This window comes from Streptomyces sp. NPDC007856, assembly GCF_042868225.1.
Classification (GTDB): Bacteria; Actinomycetota; Actinomycetes; order Streptomycetales; family Streptomycetaceae; genus Streptomyces.
The window spans coordinates 39,194-64,162 of sequence record NZ_JBIAEC010000015.1; the positions used below are offsets into that span (position 1 = coordinate 39,194).

Annotated in this window: 29 protein-coding genes and 1 pseudogene; 15 read left to right on the forward strand and 15 right to left on the reverse strand. The window is 71.5% G+C overall.

The genetic code is table 11. From position 1 onward, the window contains the following. Positions 1–71 precede the first annotated feature (71 nt). From fabG to ACFYOH_RS31355, 5 genes are all read left to right on the forward strand, one after another. Positions 72–833, forward strand: coding sequence for a 3-oxoacyl-ACP reductase FabG (fabG, locus tag ACFYOH_RS31335; protein WP_388632475.1), 762 nt, complete (start codon positions 72–74; stop codon positions 831–833). 13 nt (positions 834–846) lie between these two features. Beyond that, positions 847–1,614, forward strand: a complete 768-nt coding sequence (locus ACFYOH_RS31340) for an SDR family oxidoreductase (RefSeq protein ID WP_388632478.1) — start codon at positions 847–849, stop codon at positions 1,612–1,614. Positions 1,615–1,801: 187 nt separating this feature from the next. After that, the gene (locus ACFYOH_RS31345) at positions 1,802–3,376 is read left to right on the forward strand and encodes an ABC transporter substrate-binding protein (protein WP_388632481.1); all 1,575 of its coding nucleotides are present in this window, start codon (positions 1,802–1,804) and stop codon (positions 3,374–3,376) included. Positions 3,377–3,481: 105 nt separating this feature from the next. Further along, positions 3,482–4,165 (forward strand): uracil-DNA glycosylase, encoded by a 684-nt coding sequence (ung, locus tag ACFYOH_RS31350; RefSeq protein ID WP_388632484.1) that lies wholly within the window; start codon positions 3,482–3,484, stop codon positions 4,163–4,165. A gap of 209 nt (positions 4,166–4,374) precedes the next feature. Next, complete coding sequence (locus ACFYOH_RS31355) at positions 4,375–4,824, forward strand: hypothetical protein (RefSeq protein ID WP_388632486.1); 450 nt, start codon at positions 4,375–4,377, stop codon at positions 4,822–4,824. A gap of 17 nt (positions 4,825–4,841) precedes the next feature. Here ACFYOH_RS31355 and ACFYOH_RS31360 read toward each other — a convergent pair whose 3' ends face one another. From ACFYOH_RS31360 to ACFYOH_RS31370, 3 genes are all read right to left on the reverse strand, one after another. Beyond that, positions 4,842–5,111, reverse strand: coding sequence for a hypothetical protein (locus ACFYOH_RS31360; RefSeq protein WP_388632489.1), 270 nt, complete (start codon positions 5,109–5,111; stop codon positions 4,842–4,844). 310 nt (positions 5,112–5,421) lie between these two features. Further along, positions 5,422–5,934, reverse strand: a complete 513-nt coding sequence (locus tag ACFYOH_RS31365; RefSeq protein WP_388632492.1) for a DinB family protein — start codon at positions 5,932–5,934, stop codon at positions 5,422–5,424. Positions 5,935–5,977: 43 nt separating this feature from the next. Beyond that, complete coding sequence (locus tag ACFYOH_RS31370) at positions 5,978–6,568, reverse strand: TetR/AcrR family transcriptional regulator (protein ID WP_388632495.1); 591 nt, start codon at positions 6,566–6,568, stop codon at positions 5,978–5,980. Between the two features lie 82 nt (positions 6,569–6,650). Between ACFYOH_RS31370 and ACFYOH_RS31375 the strand changes: the two genes are divergently transcribed. After that, on the forward strand, positions 6,651–7,820 hold the full coding sequence (locus ACFYOH_RS31375; RefSeq protein ID WP_388632498.1) for an FAD-dependent monooxygenase: 1,170 nt from the start codon (positions 6,651–6,653) through the stop codon (positions 7,818–7,820). Between the two features lie 10 nt (positions 7,821–7,830). Beyond that, positions 7,831–8,742 carry a Gfo/Idh/MocA family protein gene (locus ACFYOH_RS31380; RefSeq protein ID WP_388632501.1) on the forward strand — a complete coding sequence of 304 codons (912 nt, stop codon included), beginning with the start codon at positions 7,831–7,833 and terminating at the stop codon, positions 8,740–8,742. Here the strand turns inward: ACFYOH_RS31380 and lnt are convergent. The 6 genes and pseudogenes from lnt to ACFYOH_RS31410 all read right to left on the reverse strand — a co-directional run. Continuing rightward, the gene (gene lnt, locus ACFYOH_RS31385) at positions 8,660–10,234 is read right to left on the reverse strand and encodes an apolipoprotein N-acyltransferase (RefSeq protein WP_388632504.1); all 1,575 of its coding nucleotides are present in this window, start codon (positions 10,232–10,234) and stop codon (positions 8,660–8,662) included. The genes ACFYOH_RS31380 and lnt overlap by 83 nt on opposite strands. Positions 10,235–10,331: 97 nt before the next feature. Next, entirely contained in the window at positions 10,332–10,808 is a 477-nt protein-coding gene (locus tag ACFYOH_RS31390) for a nuclear transport factor 2 family protein (RefSeq protein ID WP_388632507.1), read from the reverse strand. A 100-nt stretch (positions 10,809–10,908) separates the two neighbouring features. Beyond that, positions 10,909–11,130, reverse strand: coding sequence for a hypothetical protein (locus tag ACFYOH_RS31395; protein ID WP_388632510.1), 222 nt, complete (start codon positions 11,128–11,130; stop codon positions 10,909–10,911). 227 nt (positions 11,131–11,357) lie between these two features. Further along, positions 11,358–11,537 (reverse strand): hypothetical protein, encoded by a 180-nt coding sequence (locus tag ACFYOH_RS31400; protein WP_388632513.1) that lies wholly within the window; start codon positions 11,535–11,537, stop codon positions 11,358–11,360. Positions 11,538–11,628: 91 nt separating this feature from the next. Further along, on the reverse strand, positions 11,629–12,144 hold the full coding sequence (locus ACFYOH_RS31405) for a DUF1877 domain-containing protein (protein WP_388632516.1): 516 nt from the start codon (positions 12,142–12,144) through the stop codon (positions 11,629–11,631). A gap of 113 nt (positions 12,145–12,257) precedes the next feature. Further along, positions 12,258–12,530: pseudogene (locus ACFYOH_RS31410) on the reverse strand (undecaprenyl-diphosphatase); the annotation flags it as partial. A gap of 234 nt (positions 12,531–12,764) precedes the next feature. On the opposite strand from ACFYOH_RS31410, the gene ACFYOH_RS31415 reads away from it, so the two are divergent. The 4 genes from ACFYOH_RS31415 (at position 12,765) to ACFYOH_RS31430 (ending at position 15,962) form a co-directional block, all read left to right on the forward strand. Further along, positions 12,765–13,946 (forward strand): Gfo/Idh/MocA family protein, encoded by a 1,182-nt coding sequence (locus ACFYOH_RS31415; protein ID WP_388632519.1) that lies wholly within the window; start codon positions 12,765–12,767, stop codon positions 13,944–13,946. Then, complete coding sequence (locus ACFYOH_RS31420) at positions 13,943–14,872, forward strand: PmoA family protein (protein ID WP_388632521.1); 930 nt, start codon at positions 13,943–13,945, stop codon at positions 14,870–14,872. Before ACFYOH_RS31415 ends, ACFYOH_RS31420 begins: the two co-directional genes overlap by 4 nt. Next, complete coding sequence (locus ACFYOH_RS31425) at positions 14,869–15,591, forward strand: cupin domain-containing protein (RefSeq protein ID WP_388632524.1); 723 nt, start codon at positions 14,869–14,871, stop codon at positions 15,589–15,591. The genes ACFYOH_RS31420 and ACFYOH_RS31425 overlap by 4 nt, the downstream gene beginning before the upstream one ends. A 143-nt stretch (positions 15,592–15,734) precedes the next feature. Then, positions 15,735–15,962 (forward strand): hypothetical protein, encoded by a 228-nt coding sequence (locus tag ACFYOH_RS31430; RefSeq protein WP_388632526.1) that lies wholly within the window; start codon positions 15,735–15,737, stop codon positions 15,960–15,962. Positions 15,963–16,012: 50 nt separating this feature from the next. Here the strand turns inward: ACFYOH_RS31430 and ACFYOH_RS31435 are convergent, their stop codons facing one another. Continuing rightward, positions 16,013–16,483 (reverse strand): winged helix-turn-helix transcriptional regulator, encoded by a 471-nt coding sequence (locus ACFYOH_RS31435; RefSeq protein WP_388632528.1) that lies wholly within the window; start codon positions 16,481–16,483, stop codon positions 16,013–16,015. A 136-nt stretch (positions 16,484–16,619) separates the two neighbouring features. Here ACFYOH_RS31435 and ACFYOH_RS31440 point away from each other — a divergent pair, with 136 nt between their 5' ends. Beyond that, entirely contained in the window at positions 16,620–17,798 is a 1,179-nt protein-coding gene (locus ACFYOH_RS31440; RefSeq protein WP_388632531.1) for a thiolase family protein, read from the forward strand. Positions 17,799–17,801: 3 nt separating this feature from the next. Here the strand turns inward: ACFYOH_RS31440 and ACFYOH_RS31445 are convergent, their stop codons facing one another. Together ACFYOH_RS31445 and ACFYOH_RS31450 are read right to left on the reverse strand one after the other, a co-directional pair. Beyond that, complete coding sequence (locus ACFYOH_RS31445; RefSeq protein WP_388632534.1) at positions 17,802–18,569, reverse strand: TVP38/TMEM64 family protein; 768 nt, start codon at positions 18,567–18,569, stop codon at positions 17,802–17,804. Between the two features lie 97 nt (positions 18,570–18,666). Beyond that, a complete protein-coding gene (locus ACFYOH_RS31450) occupies positions 18,667–19,818 on the reverse strand; it encodes a glutathione-independent formaldehyde dehydrogenase (protein ID WP_388632976.1) in 1,152 nt (383 codons plus the stop codon). A 140-nt stretch (positions 19,819–19,958) separates the two neighbouring features. On the opposite strand from ACFYOH_RS31450, the gene ACFYOH_RS31455 reads away from it, so the two are divergent. The 3 genes from ACFYOH_RS31455 to ACFYOH_RS31465 all read left to right on the forward strand — a co-directional run bounded on the left by ACFYOH_RS31455 (position 19,959) and on the right by ACFYOH_RS31465 (position 22,559). Further along, on the forward strand, positions 19,959–20,243 hold the full coding sequence (locus tag ACFYOH_RS31455; protein ID WP_388632536.1) for a hypothetical protein: 285 nt from the start codon (positions 19,959–19,961) through the stop codon (positions 20,241–20,243). 260 nt (positions 20,244–20,503) lie between these two features. Next, complete coding sequence (gene tuf / locus ACFYOH_RS31460) at positions 20,504–21,685, forward strand: elongation factor Tu (protein ID WP_388632539.1); 1,182 nt, start codon at positions 20,504–20,506, stop codon at positions 21,683–21,685. 28 nt (positions 21,686–21,713) lie between these two features. Beyond that, the gene (locus ACFYOH_RS31465) at positions 21,714–22,559 is read left to right on the forward strand and encodes a spermidine synthase (protein ID WP_388632542.1); all 846 of its coding nucleotides are present in this window, start codon (positions 21,714–21,716) and stop codon (positions 22,557–22,559) included. Positions 22,560–22,622: 63 nt separating this feature from the next. On the opposite strand, the gene ACFYOH_RS31470 is transcribed toward ACFYOH_RS31465, so the two are convergent. The 3 genes from ACFYOH_RS31470 to ACFYOH_RS31480 all read right to left on the reverse strand — a co-directional run bounded on the left by ACFYOH_RS31470 (position 22,623) and on the right by ACFYOH_RS31480 (position 24,826). Beyond that, positions 22,623–23,288 carry a nitroreductase gene (locus ACFYOH_RS31470; RefSeq protein WP_388632545.1) on the reverse strand — a complete coding sequence of 222 codons (666 nt, stop codon included), beginning with the start codon at positions 23,286–23,288 and terminating at the stop codon, positions 22,623–22,625. Positions 23,289–23,331: 43 nt separating this feature from the next. Beyond that, positions 23,332–24,060 carry an SDR family oxidoreductase gene (locus ACFYOH_RS31475; protein ID WP_388632547.1) on the reverse strand — a complete coding sequence of 243 codons (729 nt, stop codon included), beginning with the start codon at positions 24,058–24,060 and terminating at the stop codon, positions 23,332–23,334. Positions 24,061–24,157: 97 nt separating this feature from the next. Further along, positions 24,158–24,826: a nitroreductase gene (locus tag ACFYOH_RS31480; protein WP_388632550.1), complete on the reverse strand. Its 669-nt coding sequence runs from the start codon at positions 24,824–24,826 to the stop codon at positions 24,158–24,160. Positions 24,827–24,969 lie beyond the last annotated feature (143 nt).

A 24,969-nucleotide genomic window follows, 5' to 3' on the forward strand; every position in this document is an offset into this window, starting at 1 on the left:
GTCGCTCACCGCATGAGGGGCTCGGTTCCGAGGGCCCCGACAGGTTCTCTCAAGGGCGAGGAGAAGCAGCAATGTCCACCACTGAACAGCGGGTCGCGGTAGTCACCGGCGCGGCGCGCGGCATCGGCGCCGCCACCGCCGTACGACTGGCCGCCGAGGGTCGCGCGGTCGCCGTGATCGACCTCGACGAGGCCGCCTGCAAGGACACCGTCGAGAAGATCACCGCCGCCGGCGGCAAGGCGATCGCGGTCGGCGCCGACGTGTCCGACGAGGCGCAGGTCGAGGCGGCCGTCGCCCGGATCGTCGAGGAGCTGGGCACCCCCACGATCCTGGTCAACAACGCGGGCGTGCTGCGCGACAACCTGCTGTTCAAGATGAGCGTCTCCGACTGGGACACCGTCATGAACGTCCATCTGCGCGGCTCGTTCCTCATGACCAAGGCCGTCCAGAAGCACATGGTCGACGCGGGCTTCGGCCGGATCGTCAACCTCTCCTCCTCCTCGGCGCTCGGCAACCGCGGCCAGGTCAACTACTCCGCCGCCAAGGCCGGCCTCCAGGGCTTCACCAAGACCCTCGCCATCGAGCTGGGCAAGTTCGGCATCACCGCCAACGCCGTCGCCCCCGGCTTCATCGCCACCGAGATGACCAAGGCCACCGCCGACCGCGTCGGCATGGGCTTCGACGACTTCAAGAAGGCCGCCGCCACCCAGATCCCGGTCCAGCGCGTCGGCGAGCCCGAGGACATCGCCAACGCCATCGCCTTCTTCACCGGCGAGGCGGCCGGCTTCGTCTCCGGCCAGGTGCTGTACGTCGCCGGCGGACCGCTCAACTAAGGGAATCGGGTACATGACTTCCGCTGAACTCCCCGAGCTCTCGGGCAAGGTCGCCCTCGTCACGGGCGCCAGCCGCGGCATCGGCTACGGCGTCGCCGAGGCGCTCGTCGCCCGTGGCGACCGCGTGTGCATCACCGGCCGCAACGAGGACGCGCTGAAGGAGGCCGTCGACAAGCTCGGCTCCGACCGGGTCATCGGCGTCGCCGGCAAGGCGCACGACCTGGCCCACCAGGCCGAGGCCGTCGAGCGCACCATGGAGGCCTTCGGCCGCCTGGACTTCCTGGTCAACAACGCGGGCACCAACCCCGTCTTCGGTCCGATCGCCGACCTCGACCTGGGCGTGGCCCGCAAGGTCTTCGAGACCAACGTGATCTCCGCGCTCGGCTTCGCCCAGAAGACCTGGCACGCCTGGCAGAAGGACAACGGCGGCGCGATCGTCAACATAGCCTCGGTCGCGGGCCTCGCGCCCTCGCCGTTCATCGGCGCCTACGGCGTCAGCAAGGCCGCGATGATCAATCTGACCCAGCAGCTGGCGCACGAGTTCGCACCCAGGGTGCGGGTCAACGCGATCGCCCCGGCGGTGGTCAAGACCAGGTTCGCGCAGGCGCTGTACGAGAACCGCGAGGAGGAGGCGGCCGCCGCCTACCCCCTCGGCCGGCTCGGCGTGCCCTCCGACATCGGCGGAGCCGCCGCCTTCCTCACCTCCGGGCAGTCCGACTGGATCACCGGTCAGACGCTCGTCGTGGACGGCGGCATCTTCCTGAACGCCGGCGTGGGCTGAGCCAACTTCCGGGCGCCGATTTTCGGACGGATCGGCGCCCGGAACACCGCATGGAATCCGCACAGCGGACTGACAACGTCGTCATCGCGAAATCGATCAAGAAGCCCTGTTACAGGGGAGGTTCAGGGCGTCGAACGCTGCGGTATGGTCTGCCGACCCTTGGTATGGCAGATCGAGGAGCGTGCGCGTGTTCAACCGGAACCGATTCCTGCGGAGAGTCGCGGCGATCGCGTCCATATCCCTGGTGGCCGGCTGCAGCCTGCTGTCCGACAACAACAACAGCAAGGGCCCCATCGTCGTCGGCACCACCAGCGCCCCCAGCACGCTGGACCCCGCCGGCGCCTGGGACGGCTCCTGGGAGCTGTACCGCAACATCTTCCAGACGCTGCTGGCCTTCCCCAGCGGTGCCGCCGCTCCCCAGCCCGACGCCGCCGAGAGCTGCTCCTTCACCGACACGTCGAGCCGCACCTACCGCTGCACGCTCCGCGCGGGCATGAAGTTCGCCGACGGCGACCCGCTGAACGCCCAGGCCGTCAAGCACTCCATCGACCGCATCCGCACGATCGACGCCCCCGGCGGCCCAGCAGGTCTGCTCGGCAGCCTGGACCGGGTGCAGGCGCTCGGCGACCGCGAGATCGTCTTCCACCTCAACCAGCCCGACGCCACCTTCCCGTTCGTGCTGGCCACGCCCGCCATGTCGATCGTCGACCCGGACGACTACCCCGCGCGCTCCCTGCGCAAGGACGACAACGTCTACGGCTCCGGGCCGTACAAGGTCCAGTCCTACGCGGAGGGCAAACAGGTCGTCCTCGTCGCCAACGGCAACTACCAGGGCTTCGCCAAGCGGCAGAACGACGCGGTGACCATCCGCTACTTCCAGGACTCCGCCCAGATGGTCAAGGCGCTGCGGGACAAGCAGATCGACGTCACCTACCGCGGCCTCGCCGCCGACGACATCCTCGCCCTGCAACAGCACAGCGACAGCAACCTCCAGCTGGTCGACGGATCCGGCATCGACATCAGCTACCTGGTGTTCAACCCCAAGGACCCCTGGGCCAAGGAGCCCGCCGTGCGCAAGGCCGTCGCCCAGATCGTCGACCGGGGTGCCATCGCGCACAAGGTGTACAAGGACACCGTCGACCCGCTGTACTCGATGGTCCCGAAGGGCCTGACCGGACACACCACCGGCTTCTTCGACAACTACGGCGACCCGAGCGTCCCCAAGGCCCGCAAGATCCTCTCCGACGCGGGCATCCACCAGCGCGTGCCGCTCACCCTCTGGTACACGACCGACCGCTACGGCTCCGAGACCGCGCTGATGTTCCAGGAGCTGAAGCGGCAGCTGGAGGCCTCCGGGCTGTTCACGATCACACTCAAGAGCCGCCCCTGGAAGACCTATGTGGTCGGCTACCAGAACGGCGAGTACCCGGTGTTCGGGCGCGGCTGGTTCCCCGACTTCCCCGACGCGGACAACTTCATCGCCCCGTTCGTCGGCGAGCACAACGCGCTCGGCACGCCCTACCCGGCCAAGGAGATCACCGACAAGCTGCTGCCCCACTCGCGTGCCGAGAGCGACCGCGCCCAGACGGTCAAGGACATGGAGCAGGCCCAGCAGATCATCGTCGGCGACGCGCGGCTGATCCCGCTGTGGCAGGGCCGGCAGTTCATCGCCGCCAGCGAGGACATCTCCGGCGGCGAGCAGGCCCTCGACCCGTCGACGATCATGATGATGTGGGCGCTGCACCGCAAGACCAGCTGGTGAGCCCGGTGAACGGCCCTTGCGGCAGCGATTGTCAGTGGTCACCTGTAGGTTCTGAATCCTGCAAGTGACCGCACGACGTAGTCGATCGACCATGAGGACGTTGACGTGACCGACATCGCCATGCTGCCCGAGTCCTGGCGCGGGGTTCTGGGCGACGAGCTGCAGCAGCCCTACTTCAAGGAGCTGACCGAGTTCGTCGAGGAGGAGCGGGCGAAGGGTCCCGTCTACCCGCCGCGCGATGAGGTCTTCGCCGCGCTCGACGCGACGCCGTACGAGCAGGTCAAGGTCCTCGTGCTGGGCCAGGACCCGTACCACGGCGAGGGCCAGGGCCACGGCCTGTGCTTCTCGGTCCGCCCCGGCGTGAAGACCCCGCCCTCCCTGCGCAACATCTACAAGGAGATGCAGGAGGAGCTGGGCCTGCCGATCCCGGACAACGGCTATCTGATGCCGTGGGCCCGGCAGGGCGTGCTGCTGCTCAACGCGGTCCTCACGGTCCGGGCCGGCGAGGCCAACTCGCACAAGGGCAAAGGCTGGGAGAGGTTCACCGACGCGGTGATCCGCGCGGTGGCCTCCCGCCCCGACCCGGCGGTCTTCGTCCTGTGGGGCAACTACGCGCAGAAGAAACTGCCGCTGATCGACGAGAAGCGGCACGTGGTGGTCAAGGGCGCGCACCCCTCGCCGCTGTCCGCGAAGAAGTTCTTCGGCTCCCGCCCCTTCACCCAGATCAACGAGGCGATCGCCGCGCAGGGCCATGAGCCGATCGACTGGCGCATCCCGGATCTGGGCTGAGGACGGGGGCGCCTCGAAGCCGACGGAGGCGCAACTCCCAGGGGCGCACGGCTGCAACACATGCGGCTGCGCCGCGTGGGCGCGACCAGCCCTCCACCGGCCCGCAGCCGACCACCGGCCCACGCCACAACGGCGCCGCCTGCCGAGGAATCCAGACGGCGCCCTTTAGCGTCGGGACCACACAGCGGTCGACAGCCCGGAGGGCACCCGTGGCGGAGCAACAGGAGCAGGCGGCACCGGATGCCCTGCTGACACGGATCGGGCAGATCGTGATGCTGCACCACGGGGGCGACCGCGAGGAGGCCCGCAGCCGCTTTCTGACTCTGTGGGCGGAGATCGGCGAGGACGGCGACCCACTGCACCGCTGCACCCTGGCCCACTACCTCGCGGACACCCAGGACGACCCGGAGGACGAACTCGCCTGGGATCTCAGGGCGTTGTCGGCGGCGGAGGACCGGGGCGCTCCGCCGAGCGTGCGGGGGTTGGTCCCCTCGCTCCATCTCGATCTTGCCGCCGACTATGTGAAGCTGGGCCGGGACGAGGCGGCCCGCAGCCATTTGCGCCGGGCACGCGATGCCGCGGACGTCCTGCCCGACGACGGGTACGGCGATGGGGTGTGGGCCGCGATCGGGCGGCTGGAGTTGCGGCTGGGTGACTGACGCCTTCCGGGTGCGCTTCAGTGGCCGTACGTCTGCTGACAGATCTCCGCCTCCGGGCTGTCTGCCCGCCAGCCGCCGTACTGCTTGCCCAGGGCGCAGGCGTTCGGGGCCTTCGGGACCGCGTTCGGCAGGTCCGGGGCGGCGGCGTGCGACCGCCGGGGGCGCTCGTGGGGACGGGACGGAGCGGGGGGAGCCGCCGGAGGTTGATGTACGACCCGGGGTGCCTCCACCGACGGATGCGGCGTGGCCGGCGTGGCGCGGCTCGGGTGCCGGGATGGCCCTGTCATCTCCAGTGCCTCCTGGGCCGGTGCCTGTACCATCCGTGGCTTCACGCTGCCGTCCGGCCGGGGTGCGGTCGGGAGCGAGGGGGCCGTGTCCCTCGGTGGCGCGGGTGCCGCGGGGCGCTGTACCGTCACACAGCCGGAGAGGGCCGAGACGGCCACGGTGACCAGGAGCGCTGTGGTGGTCGTCGTTCGATGCACCCGGTCAACTCTGCTGGTTCGGTGCCCGGGTTGGCACCAGGGAGCCGAGGTTGTTGCCCCCGCACGGGTGATGTCGTGCCCCGTACGGAGGGGTTCGGGGTGACGGGGCTGACGTTCAGTCGCCGGTGGTGCCGTCGATCCGTTCGCGGATCAGGTCGGCGTGGCCGTTGTGCCGGGCGTACTCCTCGATCATATGGGTGTAGATCCAGCGCAGGCTGAACGGCTCGTCGCTGAACCTGCTCGATCCCTCGGACAGATCGTCGAGAGCGAAGCCGGCCGCGTTGCGCCGGGCGATCTCGATCTCCGCCTGCCAGGTCGCGTACGCCTCCTGCCAGGTGTCGGCCTCGGTGAGATGGAACTCGCCGTCCCGGTCGTCCTCCGTGTAGTAGATCGGGCCGGGGTCGTCGCCCACGAGCACCTTGCGGAACCAGCCGCGTTCCACCTCCGCCATGTGCCGCACCAGACCCATGAGGGACAGCTCGGAGGGCGGCACGGACGCGGTCCGCAGTTGCTCGTCGGTCAGGCCCTCGCACTTCCAGGCCAGCGTCCGGCGGTGGTAGTCCAGCCAGCCCTCCAGCATGGCGCGTTCACCGGCGTTCAGGGCAGGCTCTCGGCGTTCGGTCGTCATGCCCGTATCCTCGCCGAGGTTCCATGCTCCCCACCAAGGGTTTTCAGCGGCCCAGCATCCCCGCGAGCAGTTCCCGCAGGCCCTTGCGGATGTCCTCCAGGCCCGGCTCATCGGCGCTGAAGGATCCCGCCGCGCAGGAGAACATCAGCCCGTCCGCCCAGGCGACCAGGGACAGCACATGCCGGGCCGGGTCGGGTGAGCCCACGGCGGTGAGCATCGCGGCCAGTTGCTCCCTGAAGACGGCACCGGTCCGGTCGTAGAAGGCGCGCAGTTCGGGGCGGCGGGTGGCCTCCAGGGCGAGTTCGTAGCGGGCGATCAGCAGGTCGCGGCCCCGGGTCAGGGAGCGGTGCACGGCCAGCGCCAACCCGTCGGTGAGGGCGTCGGGTCCGCCGCTCGGATCCGGCATCTCGGCCAGGTCCAGTACCCGTGCCTCACGCTCGGCGTGCCGCCGTACCGCCAGTTCCAGCAGGGCCTGCCGGGTGCGCGCCACGTTCGACGTCGAGCCGAGCGGCAGCCCCGCCGCCTCGTCCACCGCACGGTGCGTCAGCCCGCGCATCCCACGCTCGGCGAGCAGGGCGAGGGCTGCGTCGGCGACCAGGTCGGCACGGGAGGCGCTGGGGGTGCGTACGGACATGAGGTGACCCTATCTGTCTCACTACGGCTGTAGTAGAGTCGCACTCACTACAGATGTAGTTCGAGGGGTTTCTGGAGGAGCCATGGCTCGGTCGGGGCGTGCGATCGTCATCGGTGGCGGCATCGGAGGTCTGGCCGCGGCGGCGGCTCTGCACCGCAGGGGCTGGGAGGTGACCGTGCTGGAGCGGGCCCGCTCCCTGGAGCCGGTCGGCGCGGCCATCTCGCTCGCCCCGAATGCCCTGCGCGCCCTGGACGTGCTCGGCATCGGCGAGGCGATCCGGGATCTGGCTGCCTGGCAGGGGGACGGCGGACTGCGTACGCCGGGCGGGCGGTGGCTGTCCCGGTCCAGCGCCGAGGCGGCGTCCGCACGTTTCAGCGGCCCGCTGGTCCTGCTGCCCCGCGCCATCCTGGTCGACCGCCTGGCCGCCCTGCTCCGGCCGGGTGCCGTCCGCACCGCTACCGCCGCGCACCTCGCCGACCCCGGCGACGGCCGGCGGCCCGCCCGGGTGCGCACCGGGGACGACGAACTGGAGGCCGAGCTGGTGGTCGGCGCGGACGGCATCAACTCCCGCGTCCGCGGCGCCCTGTTCCCGGACCATCCCGGGCCGGTGTACGCGGGGTTCACCACCTGGCGGGTGCTGATCCCGGTGCCCGGCGCGCGGTTCGCCTCGCACGAGACGTGGGGCCGCGGCCGCATCTGGGGCACCCACCCGGTCAAGGACGGCCGCGTCTACGCCTATGCGGCGGCCATGACCCCGGCCGGCGGGCGGGCGCCCGACGACGAGAAGGCCGAACTCCTGCGCCTGTTCGGCGACTGGCACGATCCCATCCCCGCCGTGCTCGCCGCCGCCCGCCCCGAGGACGTCCTCCGGCACGACGTCCACCACATCGTCACGCCCCTGCCCGCCCACCACTTCGGCCGGGTGGCCCTGCTCGGCGACGCCGCCCACGCCATGCCGCCGACCCTCGGCCAGGGCGGCAACCAGGCCATCGAGGACGCCGTGGTGCTCGCCCACCACAGCCACGACCTGGCCGCCTACACCGCCGCCCGGCTGCCGCGCACCACCGCGATCGCCCGCCGGGCCGTCAAGGCCGCCCGCGTGAACATGGCCGGCAACCCCGTCGCCGTCGCCGTGCGCGACACCGTGATCGCGGCCCTGTCCAAGGTCGCACCCGCGCTTCTCCTGCGCGGCTTCGACGACATCGCCGGCTGGCGGCCCCCGTATGCTGCCGGAGAGGCAATCGAGCGGTAGGGGAGAGCACGTGAAGGTCGGCTGCATCGGACTCGGGGACATCGCGCAGAAGGCGTACCTGCCGGTGCTGGCCATGCAGCCGGGAGTCGACCTGCACCTCCGGACCAGGACGCCCGACACCCTCGACCGGGTCGCGGACAGCCTGCATCTGCCGCCCGGCCGGCGCCACACAACGCTCGACTCCCTGCTCGCCGCCGGTCTCGACGCGGCCTTCGTGCACGCGCCGACCGCCGTCCACCCCGAGATCGTCACCCGGCTGCTCGACGCGGGCGTACCGACGTACGTGGACAAGCCGCTCGCCTACGAACTCGCCGACTCCGAGCGGCTGGTGGGCCTCGCCGAGGAGCGCGGGGTCTCGCTGTTCGTGGGCTTCAACCGCCGGTACGCGCCCGCGTACGCGCAGTGTCTGGAGCACCCGCGCGAGCTGATCCTCATGCAGAAGAACCGGGTCGGGCTGCCCGAGGAACCGCGCTCGATGATCCTGGACGACTTCATCCACGTCGTCGACACCCTGCGCTTCCTGGTGCCGGGGACGGTCGACGACATCACCGTGCGCGCCCGCGTCGAGGCCGGGCTGCTGCACCATGTCGTGCTCCAGCTCGCCGGGGACGGCTTCACCGCGCTCGGCGTGATGAACCGGCTCAGCGGGTCCACGGAGGAGATCCTGGAGGTCTCCGGGCAGGACACCAAGCGCCAGGTGCTCAACCTCGCCGAGGTGATCGACCACAAGGGCCAGCCGACCGTGCGCCGGCGCGGCGACTGGGTGCCGGTGGCCCGGCAGCGCGGCATCGAACAGGCGGTCCTCGCCTTCCTCGACGCCGTGCGCGCCCAGAAGGTGCTCAGTGCCCGGGACGCGCTGGCGACCCATGAGCTGTGCGAGCGGGTGGTACGAGCGGTTCGGGACCGTTCCGCCGCAGCCTGAGCGTTCGCAGGCTCTCGGTGACGCACAGCGCCGCCAGCACCAGCAGCGCGCCGTGCACCGGCCAGTCGCCGTAGCGGACGTACGGAGTGATGCCGTGCGCGAGCGGTACGTCGTACACGCGGGCGGTGCTCGCGTCGGTGCCGAGCCACGGACCGAGCTGCTGCCCGCCCGGGCCGTACACGGCCGAGACGCCGGTGAGGGTGGCGTGCACCATCGGGCGGCCGGTCTCGGCGGCCCGCAGCGCGGCCAGCGAGGCATGCTGCTCCGGTGCCCAGCTGTCCTGGAAGGTGGACGTGGCCGACTGCCCGAGCAGGACGTCGGCGCCGTCCTCGGCGAGATGCCGGCTCATGTCGGGGAACGCGGTCTCGAAGCAGATCAGCGGGCCGATCCGCAGCCCGTGCCTGACGTTCATCACGACCTGCTCGGTGCCACGCCTGCGGTCCTCGCCGGCCGCCTTGCCGACCGAGGTGGCCCAGCCGAGGAGCGAGCGCGCCGGTATGTACTCGCCGAAGGGCACGAGCCGCATCTTGTCGTACCGTTCGCCGGTCGGGCCGTCCGGGCCGATCAGCACCGAACTCTTGTAGATACCGGGCCGGTCGGAGCGGCGGGCGTCCACGTTCACCAGCACGTCCGCGCCGGTCGCGCGGGACAGCGCGGCGATCCGCCGGGCCAGGTCGGGCCGGTGGCCCAGGTCGTACCCGACGCTGGACTCGCCCCACACGACCAGGTCGAGGTCCTGTCCGACGAGCCGCCGGGTCAGCTGCTCCTCGCGGTCGAACCGCTTCTCGCCGCTGTCGTGCCCGTCCACGATCCCGGGCTGTACGACGGCGATCCGCACCTGCCCGTCGACCTGCGGACGCGGTGCCCAGGCCCATGCGGCCGAGGTCGCGGCGACCGTGGCGACCAGCGAGGCCACGGCCGGGACGCGGGCCTCGCGCACGGATATCAGCACGGCCGCCGCCACGTTGACGGCCACCACCAGAAAGCTCAGCAGCCACACCCCGCCGACCGAGGCCAGCCGCAGCGCCGGCGACACCTGCCACTGACTGGCGCCCAGCATGCCCCACGGCCCACCCAGCCCCTGCCAGGACCGCACCAGCTCCACCATGAGCCAGCCGGACGGCAGCACCAGTACCGCGGCGGCGCCCCGCCCCGGGGACGGCTGCTCGCCGAGGAACCGGCGCACCAGCCAGCCCCAGGGCGCCCAGAGCGCGCCCAGCAGGGCGGCTATCAGGAAGATGAACACATGCAGGCTCGGCAACAGCCAGTGGTGCACGGCCACCAGGAAGCCGAAGCCGCCGCACCAGCCGTCGTACGCCGCGCGGCGCCCGCTCGGAGCCGACCGGGCCAGCAGGATCCAGGGGACCAGGGCGACGTAGGCGAACCACCACAGGGCCGGCGCCGGGAACGAGAGCACGGGAAGGGCGCCGGCGATCGCGGCTGCGCCCGAGCGCCGCCAAGGGGAGGCGAGCCAGTGGTTGATCGTCCTCATGGGGCCCTCCCTGCCCTGCGCTCATTCCAGTGTGCGCGGTGGGGGCGATCTACGACAGGGGGCGTGAGGCGCGCGGAAGAGCTCGGGATGCCGCGCCCTATGGGGTTTCAGTGCCCTTGGCCGGCAGGCGCCGCCACTTTTCCTCGACCGCCACCTTGCGCAGGCGCCAGCCCTCCGAGGTGCGCAGGAGCGCGAAGTCGTACCGGCCGCCGCAGACCAGGTCCGGAGCCGTAGGGCTGCCGTTGCTCGCGAAGCGCATCGGGTTGAGGTAGTCGGCCCGTACCGAGGCGGTGTCGCCGGTGTCGTGTTCCAGGAGGCCGAACCGGATCTGGCGGTTGACGATCAGGTGCTGGCGCATGGCGAACAGTGCCAGGCTCTCCGCCAGCCATCCGGCGACCTGTCCCGCGTCGCCCTCTATACCGCCCGCCGAACGGTAGTCGGCCCGCCCGTCCGTCGTGAAAAGCATCCGGTACGCGGTCCAGTCTCCGTCGTCCACCGCCACCGCGTACGCGGTGATCAGCTCGTCCACGGCCAGCCGGTCGATCACGGTCGCGAGCTCAGCGCGCTGCGTCATCGGCACAGTGTTGGGCATGGCGGGCGCGGAGCCAAGAGGCGCGCCGGGACAATCGATGGTGCGTGCTGGAGACGGGCCGTGCGCTTCTGATCTGTCTGCGTCAGCGAGGGATGCCCGCATCATCCAGGTATCGGTGCATGGTTTCCGGGGGAAGGCCCGGGTTGCCGAGGGCGTGGGCGGAGGTCTCCGGATCTCCGCAGCTCCGGAGGACGAGATCGACCGGCAGCGCGGGGTGACCGGCTGCCATGGCGCCTACCCGCTTGTCGGGGTCGGCGAGCAACTGGACCACGGCGCCGACGGGCGCTTCGGCGTCGAGTCCCACGAGCCATCGCGTCTCCGGGTCCGGATCGGCCAGCCGGCGCCGCTGAGGCGGACAGGGGCAGTGGCTGCACGGGGACGCGGGACCACGTGCGTCCGGCAAGCTATGCCGCACGGCCAGAACCGGAGCGGGCGGCAGGGCGGTTGTCCGGGGAGCGACCGCATCCGGTGGCGGACGAGGCGCTCGCGCACCTGCGGGCGCAGACCGGCGGCAGCGGGCCGCCGCCCGCGTCAGGCCGCCTTCACGACCTCACCGCGGATCGCCTCGGCCCACTCGACCACCAACAACTCGTACTCCGCGCGCTCGTGGGCCGACAGGGTGCCGCCCGCACGCAGCCACAGCGCCCGGATCTGCTCGTTCACCTCGGCGGCAGACCGCACGGAACCAGAGGGCGGGAAATCGGGGGACATGCGGACAGCCTAGGGGCAAGCACTGACAGTGCGCTACCGCCCGGCTACACAGAACGTATGCGGTTGGTCACCGCCGCCGGCCGTCGTGTCCTCAGTCGATCCAGACCACCACGCACATGCCCCGCCGGGCCGCCTCGCGGAAGAAGGCGCGGGTGGCCGTGAAGTGCCCGGCCAGGTAGGCCGGTAGGTCACCGCTGAAGCCGGGGAATCCGCAGGCAGCGGCGGCTGCGGGTGGGGCCGTGGGCAGCCGGGCGAGGACGCCGTCGAGGTTCGTCCCGTCCAGTGCCCGGGAGATGTCCGAAACGGCGGCGGCGGACAGGAGCCGGGGCGGCTCGCCGAAGCCGTCGTGTACGTCGGGGTGGTCGAGGAAGCCCACATCCCCGCCGGGGTCGCCCCCGGTGACCCGGTCGAGCAGGCGGGCCGTGGCGGCATCGGCACCCGGGCCGCGGCAGAAACGGAGGAGTCCCCACAGCGCCCAGTCCGTGTCCAGGGTGTCGCTTTCCGGCGGGGCCCAGCCCGGCGCGGCGTCGGGGGAGGCGAGGGCCGCCGCGCGGCAGCGCTCCGGGTGGCGCGGGGTGACGCGGGCGAACTGTTGGGTGAGAGCCATGTGACGGGTCCGCGCCGCGCTCAGCTCGCCGACTCCGCCGCGCGCGGGCCGAGGACGCCGGCCGAGACCAGCGCGATGATGACGATCCCGAGGGCCACGCGGTACCGGACGAAGCGCTGCTTGGGTGTGCGGTGCCGGCCGCCGGTCTCGTCGCGGGCCGCCAGGCGGTCGGCGATGCCGATGACCAGGCCGACGACCACGAGCATGGTCGCGGTGGCGCGGAGATCGCGGAACGGGCCCCCGCGAGCCCTCCGCGGCCAACCCCGGGCCCGGCCCGCCCCCCGACGCCTCCTGGTGACCTCCGTGCCGATCTGGGTGATCGCCGTGAAGGCCGCACCCGGGTCCGCCTGGACGAGTCCGAGGACGAGGGAGTCAAACCAGGACATGGAGGTACGGCGTCCAAGCGCTGAGAAGGCAAAAGGATGATCAACTACCGAGGGCGGCGTAGCGGGCCGGAGCCGCCGCGCCGCATCAGGGGGTGAACGGCTCACTTGCCTCCCGGTGTTGACCGGCCCCGGCGCCGCCGCTTACGTTGCAGCGCAGGAGAAAGCGCTTGCTGCTTTGCTTGCCGCACTGCCGGCCCGCGCGCCCGCCGTACCGGAGGAGTGCTGAACCCGCCCATGCCACCCGCTCCCCTCCCGCCCAGGCCCAACCGCCCTCGCCCCACAACTCCGTTCACCGGCCGGCGCATCCGGGCGGCCGTCATCGGCACCGGCGCCATCGGGCGCGGCTCCCATCTGCCCGCACTGGCTCAGCTCGCACGGGAGGGCGAGACCGAGGTCGTCGCCGCCGTCGACATCGACCAGGGCGCCGTCGAGGCCTTCTGTGCCGAGACCGGCGTCCCGCACGCCTACACCGAGCTCGACCGGATGCTGGCCGAACAGCGGCCCGACCTGGTCAGCATCTGCACCCCGCCCACCCTGCACCGCGCGCAGACCGTGGCGGCGCTGCGCGCCGGGGCCTGGGTGTGGTGCGAGAAGCCGCCGGTGCCCTCGCTCGCCGACTTCGACGCGATCGAGGCGGAGGAGCGCGCGGACGGCGGTCCGTACGCGGCGATCGTCTTCCAGCACCGGTTCGGCTCCGGATCCCGGCATGTGCGCCGGCTGCTCGCCGAAGGCGCCCTCGGACGGCCCCTGGTGGCGCACTGTCAGACCACCTGGTACCGGGACACCGCCTACTACGCCGTGCCCTGGCGGGGGCGCTGGCACACCGAGGGCGGCGGCCCGGCCATGGGCCACGGCATTCACCAGATGGACCTGCTGCTGGACCTGCTCGGGCCCTGGAGCGAGGTGCGGGCCATGGCCGGGCGGCTGGTGCACGACGTCGAGACGGAGGACGTCTCCACCGCGCTGGTCCGCTTCGCGAGCGGCGCTCTAGCGACCGTCGTCAACAGCGTGCTGAGCCCCGACGAGGTCAGCCGCATCCGCGTCGACTGCGAGCGCGCGACCGTCGAGCTGACCCACCTCTACGGCCACGCCAACGACGACTGGCGCATCACCCCGGCCCCCCACGTCCCCGCCGAACAGGCCGAGCGGTGGCGGGACTTCGGTCCGGACGTGCCCAGCTCGCACCTGGCCCAACTGCGCGAACTGGTCGCGAGCATGCGGGCGGGTGAGCGGCCGCGCAGCAGTGGCGCGGACGGGCGCACCAGTCTGGAGCTGATCACGGCCCTGTACAAGTCGGCCTTCACCGACACGACCGTCCGTGCCGGCGAGATCGGCCCCGGCGACCCCTACTACACCGCCCTGCACGGCGGCGCCCCCGGCTGGGCGCCCGCGACCGCCGAGGAGGTCCCGGCATGACCGGCGGACTGCGGCTCGTCCATGCGTACGGCGACCGGATCACCGTCTCCGAACCGGCCGGCGGCGTCGAGCTGTTCGCCTACGTCTACCGTCCCGAAGCCGCCTGGGAGGCCCCCCGGCCCTACCTCCACCCGGTCCGCACCCTCGCCGGTGCCGTCGTCACCGACTACCGCCCGAACGACCACCGCTGGCACAAGGGCCTGTCCCTGACCGCCTCGCACCTGTCCGGGGCGAACCTGTGGGGCGGCAACACCTACGTCCACGGGCAGGGGTATCTCGAACTGCCCGAGCGGGTCGGCTCGATGCGCCACGCCGGTTTCGACGAGGTCTCGGCGGCCGACGGCCGGGCGACGATCGCCGAGCGGCTGACCTGGCATCCGTACGACGGTGAGCTGTGGGCCGAGGAGGAGCGGCGGATCGAGGTCCACGACGTCGACCCGGACTCCGGCTCCTGGGCGCTGACGTGGACCAGTGCGATCACCAACCGGCGTGCCGAGCCGCTCGTCTTCGGCAGCCCGACCACCGCCGGGCGCGAACTGGCGGGCTACACCGGCCTGTTCTGGCGGGGCCCACGTGCCTTCCGGGAGGGGCGGATCATCGGGCCGCAGGGGGAGGGGCCCGCGCTGATGGGCACCCGGGCGCCCTGGCTCGCGTACTGCGGCGAACACGACGGCACCGACGGCCATGCCACCCTCGTCTTCGCGCACGCCCCGGAGAACGACCACTCCGGCGCGGGCGGAACCCATCCCGCCCACTGGTTCGTGCGCAACGATCCCGTCGCCGCCGTCGCCGCCTCCTGGTCCTTCTTCGAGGAGCTGGAACTCGCCGCCGGCGACACGCTCCGCCGCCGCTACCGGGTCGTCGTGGCGGACGGTGCCTGGCAGCGGGAGGACGTCGTCAAGTACCTGGAGGCGCATCCGTGGTGAGCGCCGGAGAGCACACGTTCACGGGTCTGCCGGGCGGGGTCGCCGTCTCGGGGCTGTGCGTGTACGACTGGCCCGCTGCCGACGGGGTGCGCGGCGGAACTCCCCATATGCATCTGGCCTGTTCGGAGGCGTACGTCGTCACCGGTGGCCGGGGCGCGGTACAGACGCTGACCGCGTCCGGCTACGAGGTCACCCCGCTCGCGCCCGGCAGGGTCGCCTGGTTCACGCCGGGCACCATCCACCGGCTGGTCAACGAGGGCGATCTGCGCATCACCGTCCTGATGCAGAACAGCGGGCTGCCGGAGGCGGGGGACGCGGTGCTCACGCTCCCGCCGGAGTACCTGGCCGACCCGGAGACGTACGCCGCCGCGACCACGATCCCGGCCGAGGCCCCGGAGGCCGAGCGGGAGCGGATCGCCCGCGCCCGGCGTGACCTGGCCCTGGACGGCTACCGGGCGCTCCGTGAGGCCTCGGGACCGGAGCCGCTGGCCGCCTTCCACCGGGCCGCCGCCGCGCTGGTGCGGCCCCGGATCGCCGAGTGGCGCCGGCGCTGGAGGAGCGGCGCCGTCGCTGCCGCAGCGGCCACGGGGGAGCAGCTGGACCGCCTGGAACGGGGTGACGCTTCGTACCTCGCCGAGGCGGTCGTGCGGGCGGAACTGCCTGCTGAGCAGGGAAAGTTTGGGATGTGCGGGCGGCTGGACGTCTACCCGGGGCCCTAGCGGTCGTGCCGGCGTCCGGGAGCGTCCGCGCCCCGGCCGTGGCAAGCCGGCCATGGCAGGCCCGCCGGGGGCCGGGGGCCGGGGGCCGGTCGGCCGGGCGGGTAGCCCGGAGGGGGAAGGGGCCCGATGCGCGGGGAGGCCCGATGAAGTACGTGGTGTTCTACGAGTCGGCCGACGACCTGGACGAGAAGGCGCCCGCCCGCTTCGCCGCCCACGTGGCCCGCTACCAGCCGTTCGTCGAACGCGGCGAGCTGCTGATGACCGGCCCGTTCGCGAACCCCCGGGAGCGGGCTCGATGGCCGTCTTCCGCACGCGCGAGGCGGCCGAGGAGTTCGTCGCCGGTGACCCGTTCGTCCTGCACGGAGTGGTGAAGGCATGGCACATCCGTGAGTGGAACGAGGCCCTCACCGCGCCCTGAGCCTCACGCCGCCGTCGGTCCGGTGCGCGTCCACCCCGGCGCCTGCGGATGGGCCGTCACGTCCTCGTGGCGGACCTCCTCGCCGCAGGCCCGGCAGGTGAGGACCGGGACCAGTTCGTTGCCGCAGATGTGCTCGACCGCCATGGGCAGGTCGGCGCCCTTGCGGATGTGACGGTCGCCCCACTCCTTGAGCGTCATCAGGACCGGCTCCAGCTCCAGGCCGGCCTGCGTGGCCCGGTACTCGAAGCGCTGCGGGCGCTCGCTGTAGGCGCGCTTGGTGAGGATCCCGGCGTCCACGAGCCGGCGCAGCCGGGCGGCCAGGATGTCGCGCGGGGCGCCGATGTTGCGCACGAGCTGGTCGAAGCGGCCGTTGCCCAGGCACACCTCGCGCAGGACGAGCAGGGAGTACTTCTCACCGACCAGCGCGAGGGCGTCGGCGATGGAGCAGGGGCGCGGGTCTTTCATGGCGGCCATGTGGGCCAGTCTAGATGAGGGTTTGTTTTTCCAACCCTTCGAGCTATGGTGAGTTTGGATTTCCTACTCACTGGTAGCTGCCGCAGCCCACCACCCGGCCGGCCGCGGACAGCCAGGCGGCCAAGGAGGCCCCGCCATGCGCGACGCAGTGATCGTCGAAGCCGTACGCACCCCCATTGGCAAGGGCAAGCCGAACGGCTCCCTCGCCCATGTCCACCCCGTGCAACTGCTCGCCCACACCCTGCGCACCCTGGTCGAGCGCTCCGGCGTCGACCCCGCGCTGATCGACGACGTCATCGGCGGCACCGTCGACCAGGTCGGCGAGCAGGCCATGAACACCACCCGGTACGCCGTCCTGTCCGCCGGCTTCCCCGAGACGGTCCCGGCGACGACGGTGGACCGCCAGTGCGGCTCCTCCCAGCAGGCCGTGCACTTCGCCGCGCAGGGCATCATGTCCGGGGCGTACGACCTGGTGGTCGCCTGCGGTGTGGAGTCGATGAGCCGGGTGCCGATGTGGTCCAACGTGCCCGCGGGCAAGGACCCGTTCGGTCCCGGCGTCGCCGAGCGCTACCCCGAGGGCCTGGTCCCACAGGGCATCAGCGCGGAGCTGATCGCCGCCAAGTGGTCCCTCACGCGCGCGCGGATGGACGAGTTCGCCGTCTCCTCGCACCGCAAGGCCGCCGCGGCCTGGGACAAGGGCCTGTTCGACGCTGAGATCGCGCCGCTGGACGGCGTCGCCCGCGACGAGTGCGTACGCCCCGACAGCACCCCGGAGGTCCTCGCCGGCCTCAGGCCCGCCTACCACGACCCCGGCTTCGCCGAGCGCTTCCCGCAGATCGAGTGGAACGTGACCGCGGGCAACGCCAGCCCCATCAACGACGGCGCCTCCGCCGTACTGATCACCTCCAGCGACACCGCGGCCCGCCTCGGTCTGCGCCCGCTGGCCCGCCTGCACAGCTTCGCCGTCACCGGCTCCGATCCGCTGCTGATGCTGACGGGCGTCATACCGGCCACGGAGAAGGTGCTCCGCAGGGCGGGGCTGAGCCTGGCCGACATCGACCTCTTCGAGGTCAACGAGGCGTTCTCCAGCGTGGTGCTGGCCTGGCAGCAGGAGACCGGCGCCGATCTGGCGAAGGTCAATGTGCACGGCGGCGCGATCGCCCTCGGCCACCCGCTCGGCGCCAGCGGCACCCGGCTGACCACCACCCTGGTCCACGCCATGCGGGAACGCGGCGCCCGCTACGCCCTGCAGACCATGTGCGAGGCGGGCGGACTGGCCAACGCGATGATCCTCGAAGGCGTCCGACCGATGTGACCGTTACCGGCGGCGCAGGTGGTGGCGCTTGCGCCAGGCCACCACCGCGCCCAGCAGCGCCGGTACGGCGATACCGGCCATCGCGATCAGGAAGGCGGGAGACGTCGGCGCGGAGGCGCGGGCGCCGGCGACCGCGTAGGCGGCGGTGTTCGGCACCGAGCCGACCGCGGTGGCCAGCAGAAACGGCCACCAGCCCATGCGGGAGACGGCCGCGCAGTAGTTCGCCGCCCAGAACGGCACGCCCGGGAAGAGCCGGGCCGCCAGCATGGACCGGAACCCGTGCCGGCTCAGCTGACCGTCGGCCGCCCGCAGCCAGCGGCCCCGCAGCAGCGGGCGCAGCGCGTCCTGCCCGAGCACCCGCCCGAGCCCGAAGGCCACACCCGCCCCGAGCACCGTGCCCGCCAGCGCCGTCGCCAGCCCCAGCTGCGAGCCGAACAGCGCGCCCGCCGCCAGGTTGAGCAGGGGACGCGGAACGAACGCCACGGTGCACAGACCGTACGCCACACCGAACACCGCTGGCGCCGCGGCCCCGCCCAGCTGCGGCGGCCAGCCGTGTGTCAGCAGCCGCTGCGGTTCGAAGACCAGCACGCAGGCGGCGGCACCGGCGAGCAGGGCGAGCAGCAGCGACAGTCGGGCATAGGGGTGCGCCAGCGCCCGCGCACACCGCCCGGCGAAACCGGCGCGGAGCAGGGGCGTCACCGGTACGACGAGCTCCGTGGCGGCGGCCCGGGGAGGGGCCGTGGCGGTGCCAGAGCGGTTGGCATCGAGCATCCGGCGACATTAACCGACGAACGCGTGTGATCGCCGTCAAGCGCCGCGCATCGACAGGGCCGGGCACCCATGGCGCCCGGACCCGTCGGCCCGTGTCTCACGCGGCGAGCGCGTGCCCGGGATGCAGTACCACCTTGGTGTAGCCCTCGACCCGTTTGTCGAACTTCTCGTACGCCTGCGGCGCCTGGTCCAGCGGCAGCTCGTGGGAGACCACGAAACTGGGCTTGGCGCGCCCGGCGATGATCAGGTCGCGCAGCTGACGGTTGTACCGCTTGACGTTGCACTGACCGGTGCCCATCTGCTGGCCCTTCTCGAACATCTTGCCGATGGAGACCAGCAGCTGGCCGTGCTTGGCGTGCTCGTCGGGACCGCCCGGGTCCGAGGGCACGTACAGACCCGGCACACCGAGCATGCCGGTCGGCCGTACCGTCATGACCAGCTCGTTGAGGACGATGGCCGGCTCCTCGTGGCTGGCGTCGTGCGCCTGGGCCTGGTAGCCGACGGCGTCGACACCCTTGTCGGTGCCCTCGCCCCCGGTCTGCTCCTTGATCTGCTCCGCCGGGTCGCCCTTGGTGAAGTCGATCGGGATGGCCCCGATCTCCTCCGCCTTGGCGAGCCGCTCGGGCACCCGGTCGACGGAGAACACCTTCGACGCACCGCGCAGCAGCGCCGAGTAGGCGGCCATCAGCCCCACCGGTCCGGCGCCGTAGACGGCCACGCTCTCACCGGGGGTCACCTGGGCGAGTTCGCAGCCGTGGTAGCCCGTCGGGAAGATGTCGGCGAGTAGCACGAAATCGGTCTCGAACTCGTCGCCCGGAGGCAGTTTCAAGCAGTTGAAGTCGGCGAACGGCACCCGCAGCAGCTCGGCCTGGCCGCCCTTGTAGGGGCCCATCGCCACATAGCCGTAGGCCCCGCCCGCGAATCCGGGGTTGACCGTCAGGCAGAAGCCGGTCTTCCCGGCGAGACAGTTCTTGCAGAATCCGCAGGCGACATTGAACGGCATCACGACACGGTCACCCTGGTTCAGGGAGGTCACGCCGCTGCCGACCTCCTCGATGATGCCGAGGTTCTCGTGCCCGAAGACAATGCCCGACTCGGCCGCCGTGCGGCCTTCGTACATGTGCAGGTCCGAGCCGCATATGGCGCTCGACGTGACGCGTACCAGCACATCGTTGGGATGCTGGATCCGGGGATCCTGGACGTCCTTCACCACCACGCTGAAGGGCTCTTCGTAGACGACGGCCTTCACCTCTGTCACCTCCGCCGCTCCACCGCCAGTACTTCCAGGTAACGCCGGTGCGCAAGGGGGTGCAACCCGCGTCGGGAGGGGCCGCTGAGCTGTGGTTCGCGTGACGCGCGCGAACGTGTATTCGACAGTAGGGTGCGTTCATGACCGTCACCGGGGCGGCCCCGCCGGATCTGCCGCGCAGCGCCCTCGCCGACACCGTGCTGGAGCGGGTGACGGCCGTGTTCCCGGCCGCCGCAGACCCCGGTCGGGCCGGCCCGATGCCGGTGCGCACGGCCCTGCTCCACCAGCTGGCCCACAAGGAAGGCACCGACACGGACCGGCTGTTCACCTACTGCCTGCTCCATTCCGGGCATCCCGACCTCTTCGTCCGGGGCCGGTTCGCGCCGCTGACCGTCCGGGAGGCGCTGAAGCACATCGGCGGCTGAACTCCCCGCGGCGGAAAACCATTCGACGCCGGACACGCCGTCGACGAGGATCGACGGCATGTTCCGGTACGCCTTCCTCCTCGCAGCATCCGCCGTCGCGGATGCGCCGAAGGCTGCCGTCCAGATCCTCGTGGCCGCTGGCGACGGCGCCCGAAGCTGACCCTCTCCGGAACGTCCGGCGGACCCCGCAGGGGGAGGGTCGGCCAGTCCCCGGGGTCCCGCATTTCCTTCTCACGGCTGAGAGGCTTCGAGGTACAGCCATGTCCAAAACGGCCTACGTGCGCACCAAACCGCACCTGAACATCGGCACCATGGGGCACGTCGACCATGGCAAGACCACCCTGACCGCCGCCATCACCAAGGTCCTCGCGGAGCGCGGCTCCGGCAGCACCACTCGATACGTTTCGTTCGACCGCATCGACCGGGCCCCGGAGGAGGCCGCGCGCGGCATCACCATCAACATCGCGCACGTCGAGTACGAGACCGACACCCGGCACTACGCCCACGTGGACATGCCGGGGCACGCCGACTACGTCAAGAACATGGTCACCGGCGCGGCGCAGCTCGACGGGGCGATCCTCGTCGTGTCCGCGCTCGACGGCATCATGCCGCAGACCGCCGAACACGTGCTGCTCGCCCGGCAGGTGGGCGTCGACCACATCGTCGTCGCGCTCAACAAGGCCGACGGCACGGACGACGAGGAGCTGATCGACCTCGTCGAGCTGGAGGTCCGCGACCTGCTCACGGCCCAGGGCTACCCGGGCGACGCCGTGCCGGTCGTACGGGTCTCCGGGCTGCGCGCGCTGGAGGGCGACCCGCGCTGGACGGCATCCATCGAGGCGCTGCTGGACGCGGTGGACACCTATGTGCCCATGCCGGAGCGGTACCTGGACGCGCCGTTCCTGCTGCCGGTGGAGAACGTGCTCACGATCACCGGCCGGGGCACGGTCGTCACCGGCGCCGTGGAGCGGGGGACGCTCCGCCTGGGGGACCGGGTGTCGGTGCTCGGCGCCGATGTGGAGTCCGTCGTCACCGGGCTGGAGACCTTCGGCAAGCCCATGGACGAGGCGCAGGCCGGGGACAACGTGGCGGTACTGCTGCGGGGCGTGCCACGCGACGCCGTGCGACGCGGGCACGTCGTGGCGGCTCCGGGCAGTGTCGTGCCCGCCCGGCGGTTCTCGGCTCGGGTGTATCTGCTGTCGGGGCGCGAGGGGGGCCGTACGACGCCGGTGCTGACCGGGTACCGGCCGCAGTTCTACATCCGTACGGCGGATGTGGTGGGGGACGTCGACCTCGGTCCGGTGGGTGCCGCCCGGCCCGGGGAGACCGTGGAGATGATCGTTGAGCTGGGGCGGGAGGTGCCGTTGGAGCCGGGGCTCGGGTTCGCCATCCGTGAGGGTGGACGGACCGTGGGTGCGGGGACGGTGTCCACCGTGGAGTGAGACCCCCCACGGACACCACAATGGACAAGTGAACGAACCGATACCCGTTTCCCGCACCACCGACCACGGCACCGCCAAGCTCATGCCCGACGTCGATCGTGCGCGGGCCTGGCTGCTCACCGTCGACGGGGCGCCGCAGTCGTACGTCGATCTGGATGAGCCGGCGTATCTGGAGTTCGAGTACGCGCGCCGGCTCGGGTATGTCCTGGACACCGTCGCCGAGGCCGGGCGGCCGCTGGATGTGCTGCACCTCGGGGGAGGGGCGCTCACACTGCCCCGGTACGTGGCGGCCACCCGGCCCGGCTCGCGGCAGGATGTCGTCGAGGCCGACCGGGGGCTGCTGGAGCTGGTCGCCGAGTATCTGCCGCTGCCGGAGGGCTCGGGCGTCGCGGTGCACGCCGCCGACGCCCGGGCCTGGCTGGAGGCGGCCCCGGACGACCACGCCGATGTGCTGATCGCCGACGTCTTCGGCGGGTCCCGGGTACCGGCGCATCTGACCACGCTCGCCTACGCACGGGAGGCCGAGCGGGTGCTGCGGCCCGGCGGGGTCTATCTGGCCAACCTCGCGGACGCCGCGCCGTTCGGGTTCCTGCGCTCCCAACTGGCCACCTTGGCCGCCGTTTTCGAGGAGCTGGTGCTGATCGCCGAGCCGGCGGTGCTGCGCGGGCGGCGGTTCGGCAACGCGGTGCTCGCCGCCGCGCACCGGCCCCTCGACACCGCCGCGCTGGCCCGCCGTGCCGCCGCGGACGCCTTTCCCGCGCGGGTCGAACACGGGGCGGCGGTGCGGGAGTTCACCGGTGCCGCCCGGCCGGTCGAGGACGCCGACGCCGTACCGTCCCCCGAGCCCCCAGGCGGGGCGTTCGGCATCGGCTGACGCGGCCGGGGAGGCGGCGACCGGCCGGCTGCGGCGGACCGGCGTGCGGACGTCCGGGAAAACCTAACCCTCGACGAACGTGACCGTCTCACCGAGCGGCGCCCGGCCCGTACGGACGTAGCCCACCGTGACGTCCTCGAACCCGATCGACATGCCGCAGAAGAGGATGAGCTCGTCCGGGGGTGACAGGATCTGCGCGACGGTCCTGCGATACACCGACCACGCCATCTGCGGGCAACTGTGCAGTCCTTCTGCGCGGAGCAGCAGCATGACGGTCTGCAGATACATGCCGACGTCGGACCATTGCGGCCGTCCCAGGTCGCGGTCGATGTAGCAGAACAGGGCAGCGGGCGCGCCGAAACAGTCCCAGTTCGCCGTAGCGGCCCGCTGGCGCGCCTCCCAGTCCTCATGCGAGATGCCGAGTGCGCTGTAGCGCTCATGACCGAAGTCGGATCGGCGCTCGTGGTACGGGGACTTCAGTGCGGCCGGGTACATCTCGTACTCCCGCTCGTCCCAGGGGTCGCCTGCGGCCACGCGCTCGCCGGCCCGCCTCTTGAGCTCGGTCAGAGGCGGGCCCGTCAGCACATAGGCGTGCCACGGCTGGAGGTTCGATCCGGACGGCGCCCAGGCCGCGGCGGAGAGCACACGCTCCAGCACCTCCCGCGGGACTTGTCGGTCGGTGAACCCGCGAACCGCCCGTCGGCTCATGACCGCCTCATAGACATCCAAGATCATCTACCTCCCCCATCTGCTCCGAGGGAACGCGAGCGGGTCAGGAAAGCCAGTCGGTGTAGCGGGTGGGGGCGAGGTGGGCGTTCTTGTCGGTGAGGACGTCACCCTTGACGACGGCGAACATGCCGGCAGCGGGGTCGGTGACGACAGTACGGTTGTCGCCCCTGTGGGACAGGGTGATGCGGCCCAGCTCGTCCAGGCCGAAGATCTCGGGGCCGGCGATGTTGCGAATGCCGTTCAGCGGGGCGCCCGCGGCGACCTGTGCCACCGCCATGGCCACGTCCTTGGAGGCGATCGGCTGGATCGGCGTGGCGGGCAACCGGACGGTGTCGCCGTCGGCGGTCCAGGACAGGACGGCATCCATGAACTCCATGAACTGCGTCGCCCGGACGATCGAGTAGGGCACCGGCCCGGCCGCGAGGAGCTTCTCCTGGAGCACCTTGGCCTTGTAATAGTCCAGCTCCGGCACCTGGTCCGCCCCGACGATCGAGAGGATGACGAAGTGCCCGACGCCGCCCTTGTGGGCCGCGGCCAGGAGGTTGTCCATCGAGGTCTGGAAGAAGGCCGGGGAGGCTTCGTCGAAGGTCGGGGAGTTCGTCAGGTTGACGACGACGTCGGCTCCTGCCACAGCCTGGTCCAGTCCCTGGCCGCTGATGACGTCGACACCCGTGGATTTCGAGTGGGGTACCGCCTCGTGCCCGGCAGCGGTCAGGTCTGTGACGACCTGTGATCCGATCAGTCCGGTACCGCCGATGACTGCGATCTTCATGGTATGCCTTTCATTGGGTTTATGTGCGCAAATATGGCATATGTGCGACTGTGCGGGCGCGGCAGCAGGCGCCTCATGGGACTGAGGATGGGCGGCGTCAGAGACCGTCGACGAAGGTGACCGTCTCGTCGAGTGGGGCCCGGCCGGTACGGGCGTCACGGGCCGTGGCGTCTTCGAATCCGATCGACATGCCGCAGAAGAGGATGAGCTCGTCCGGGGGTGACAGTGTCTCCGCGACGGTCTTGTGGAACTTCGCCCAGGCCATCTGCGTACAGCTGTGCAGTCCTTCTGCGCGGAGCAGCAGCATGACGGTCTGCAGATACATGCCGACGTCGGACCATTGCGGCCGCCCCAGGTCCCGGTCGATGTAGCAGAACAGGGCAGCGGGCGCGCCGAAACAGTCCCAGTTCGCCGCAGCGGCCCGCTGGCGCGCCTCTGTGTCCTCGTGAGCGATACCGAGTGCGCCGTAGCGCTGCTCGCCGAAGGCGGCCCGGCGCTCGCGGTACGGGGACTTCAGTGCCGGCGGGTACTGCTCGTACTCCGGCTCGTCCCAGGGGTCACCTGCGGCGAGGCGTTCGCCGGCGCGCTTCTTGATCTCGGTCAGCGGTGCGCCGGTCACCGCGTAGGCGTGCCACGGCTGGAGGTTCGACGCGGACGGCGCCCAGGCCGCGGCGGAGAGCACGCGCTCCAGCGCCTTTCTCGGCACATCCCGATCGGTGAATCCGCGCACCGCTCGTCGGCTCCCGACCGCCTCGTGGACGTCCATGACCGTCCGACTCCTCGTCTGCTAACGCCCCCGCTTCCGTTACATGCGAGATGATATCACTCAATACCATCGCGTGTTTAACTATCGTCGAGCACAAATCCCCGGCCCTTGGTTCTCCCGCCTCGGGCAGCTGCACTTTGGAG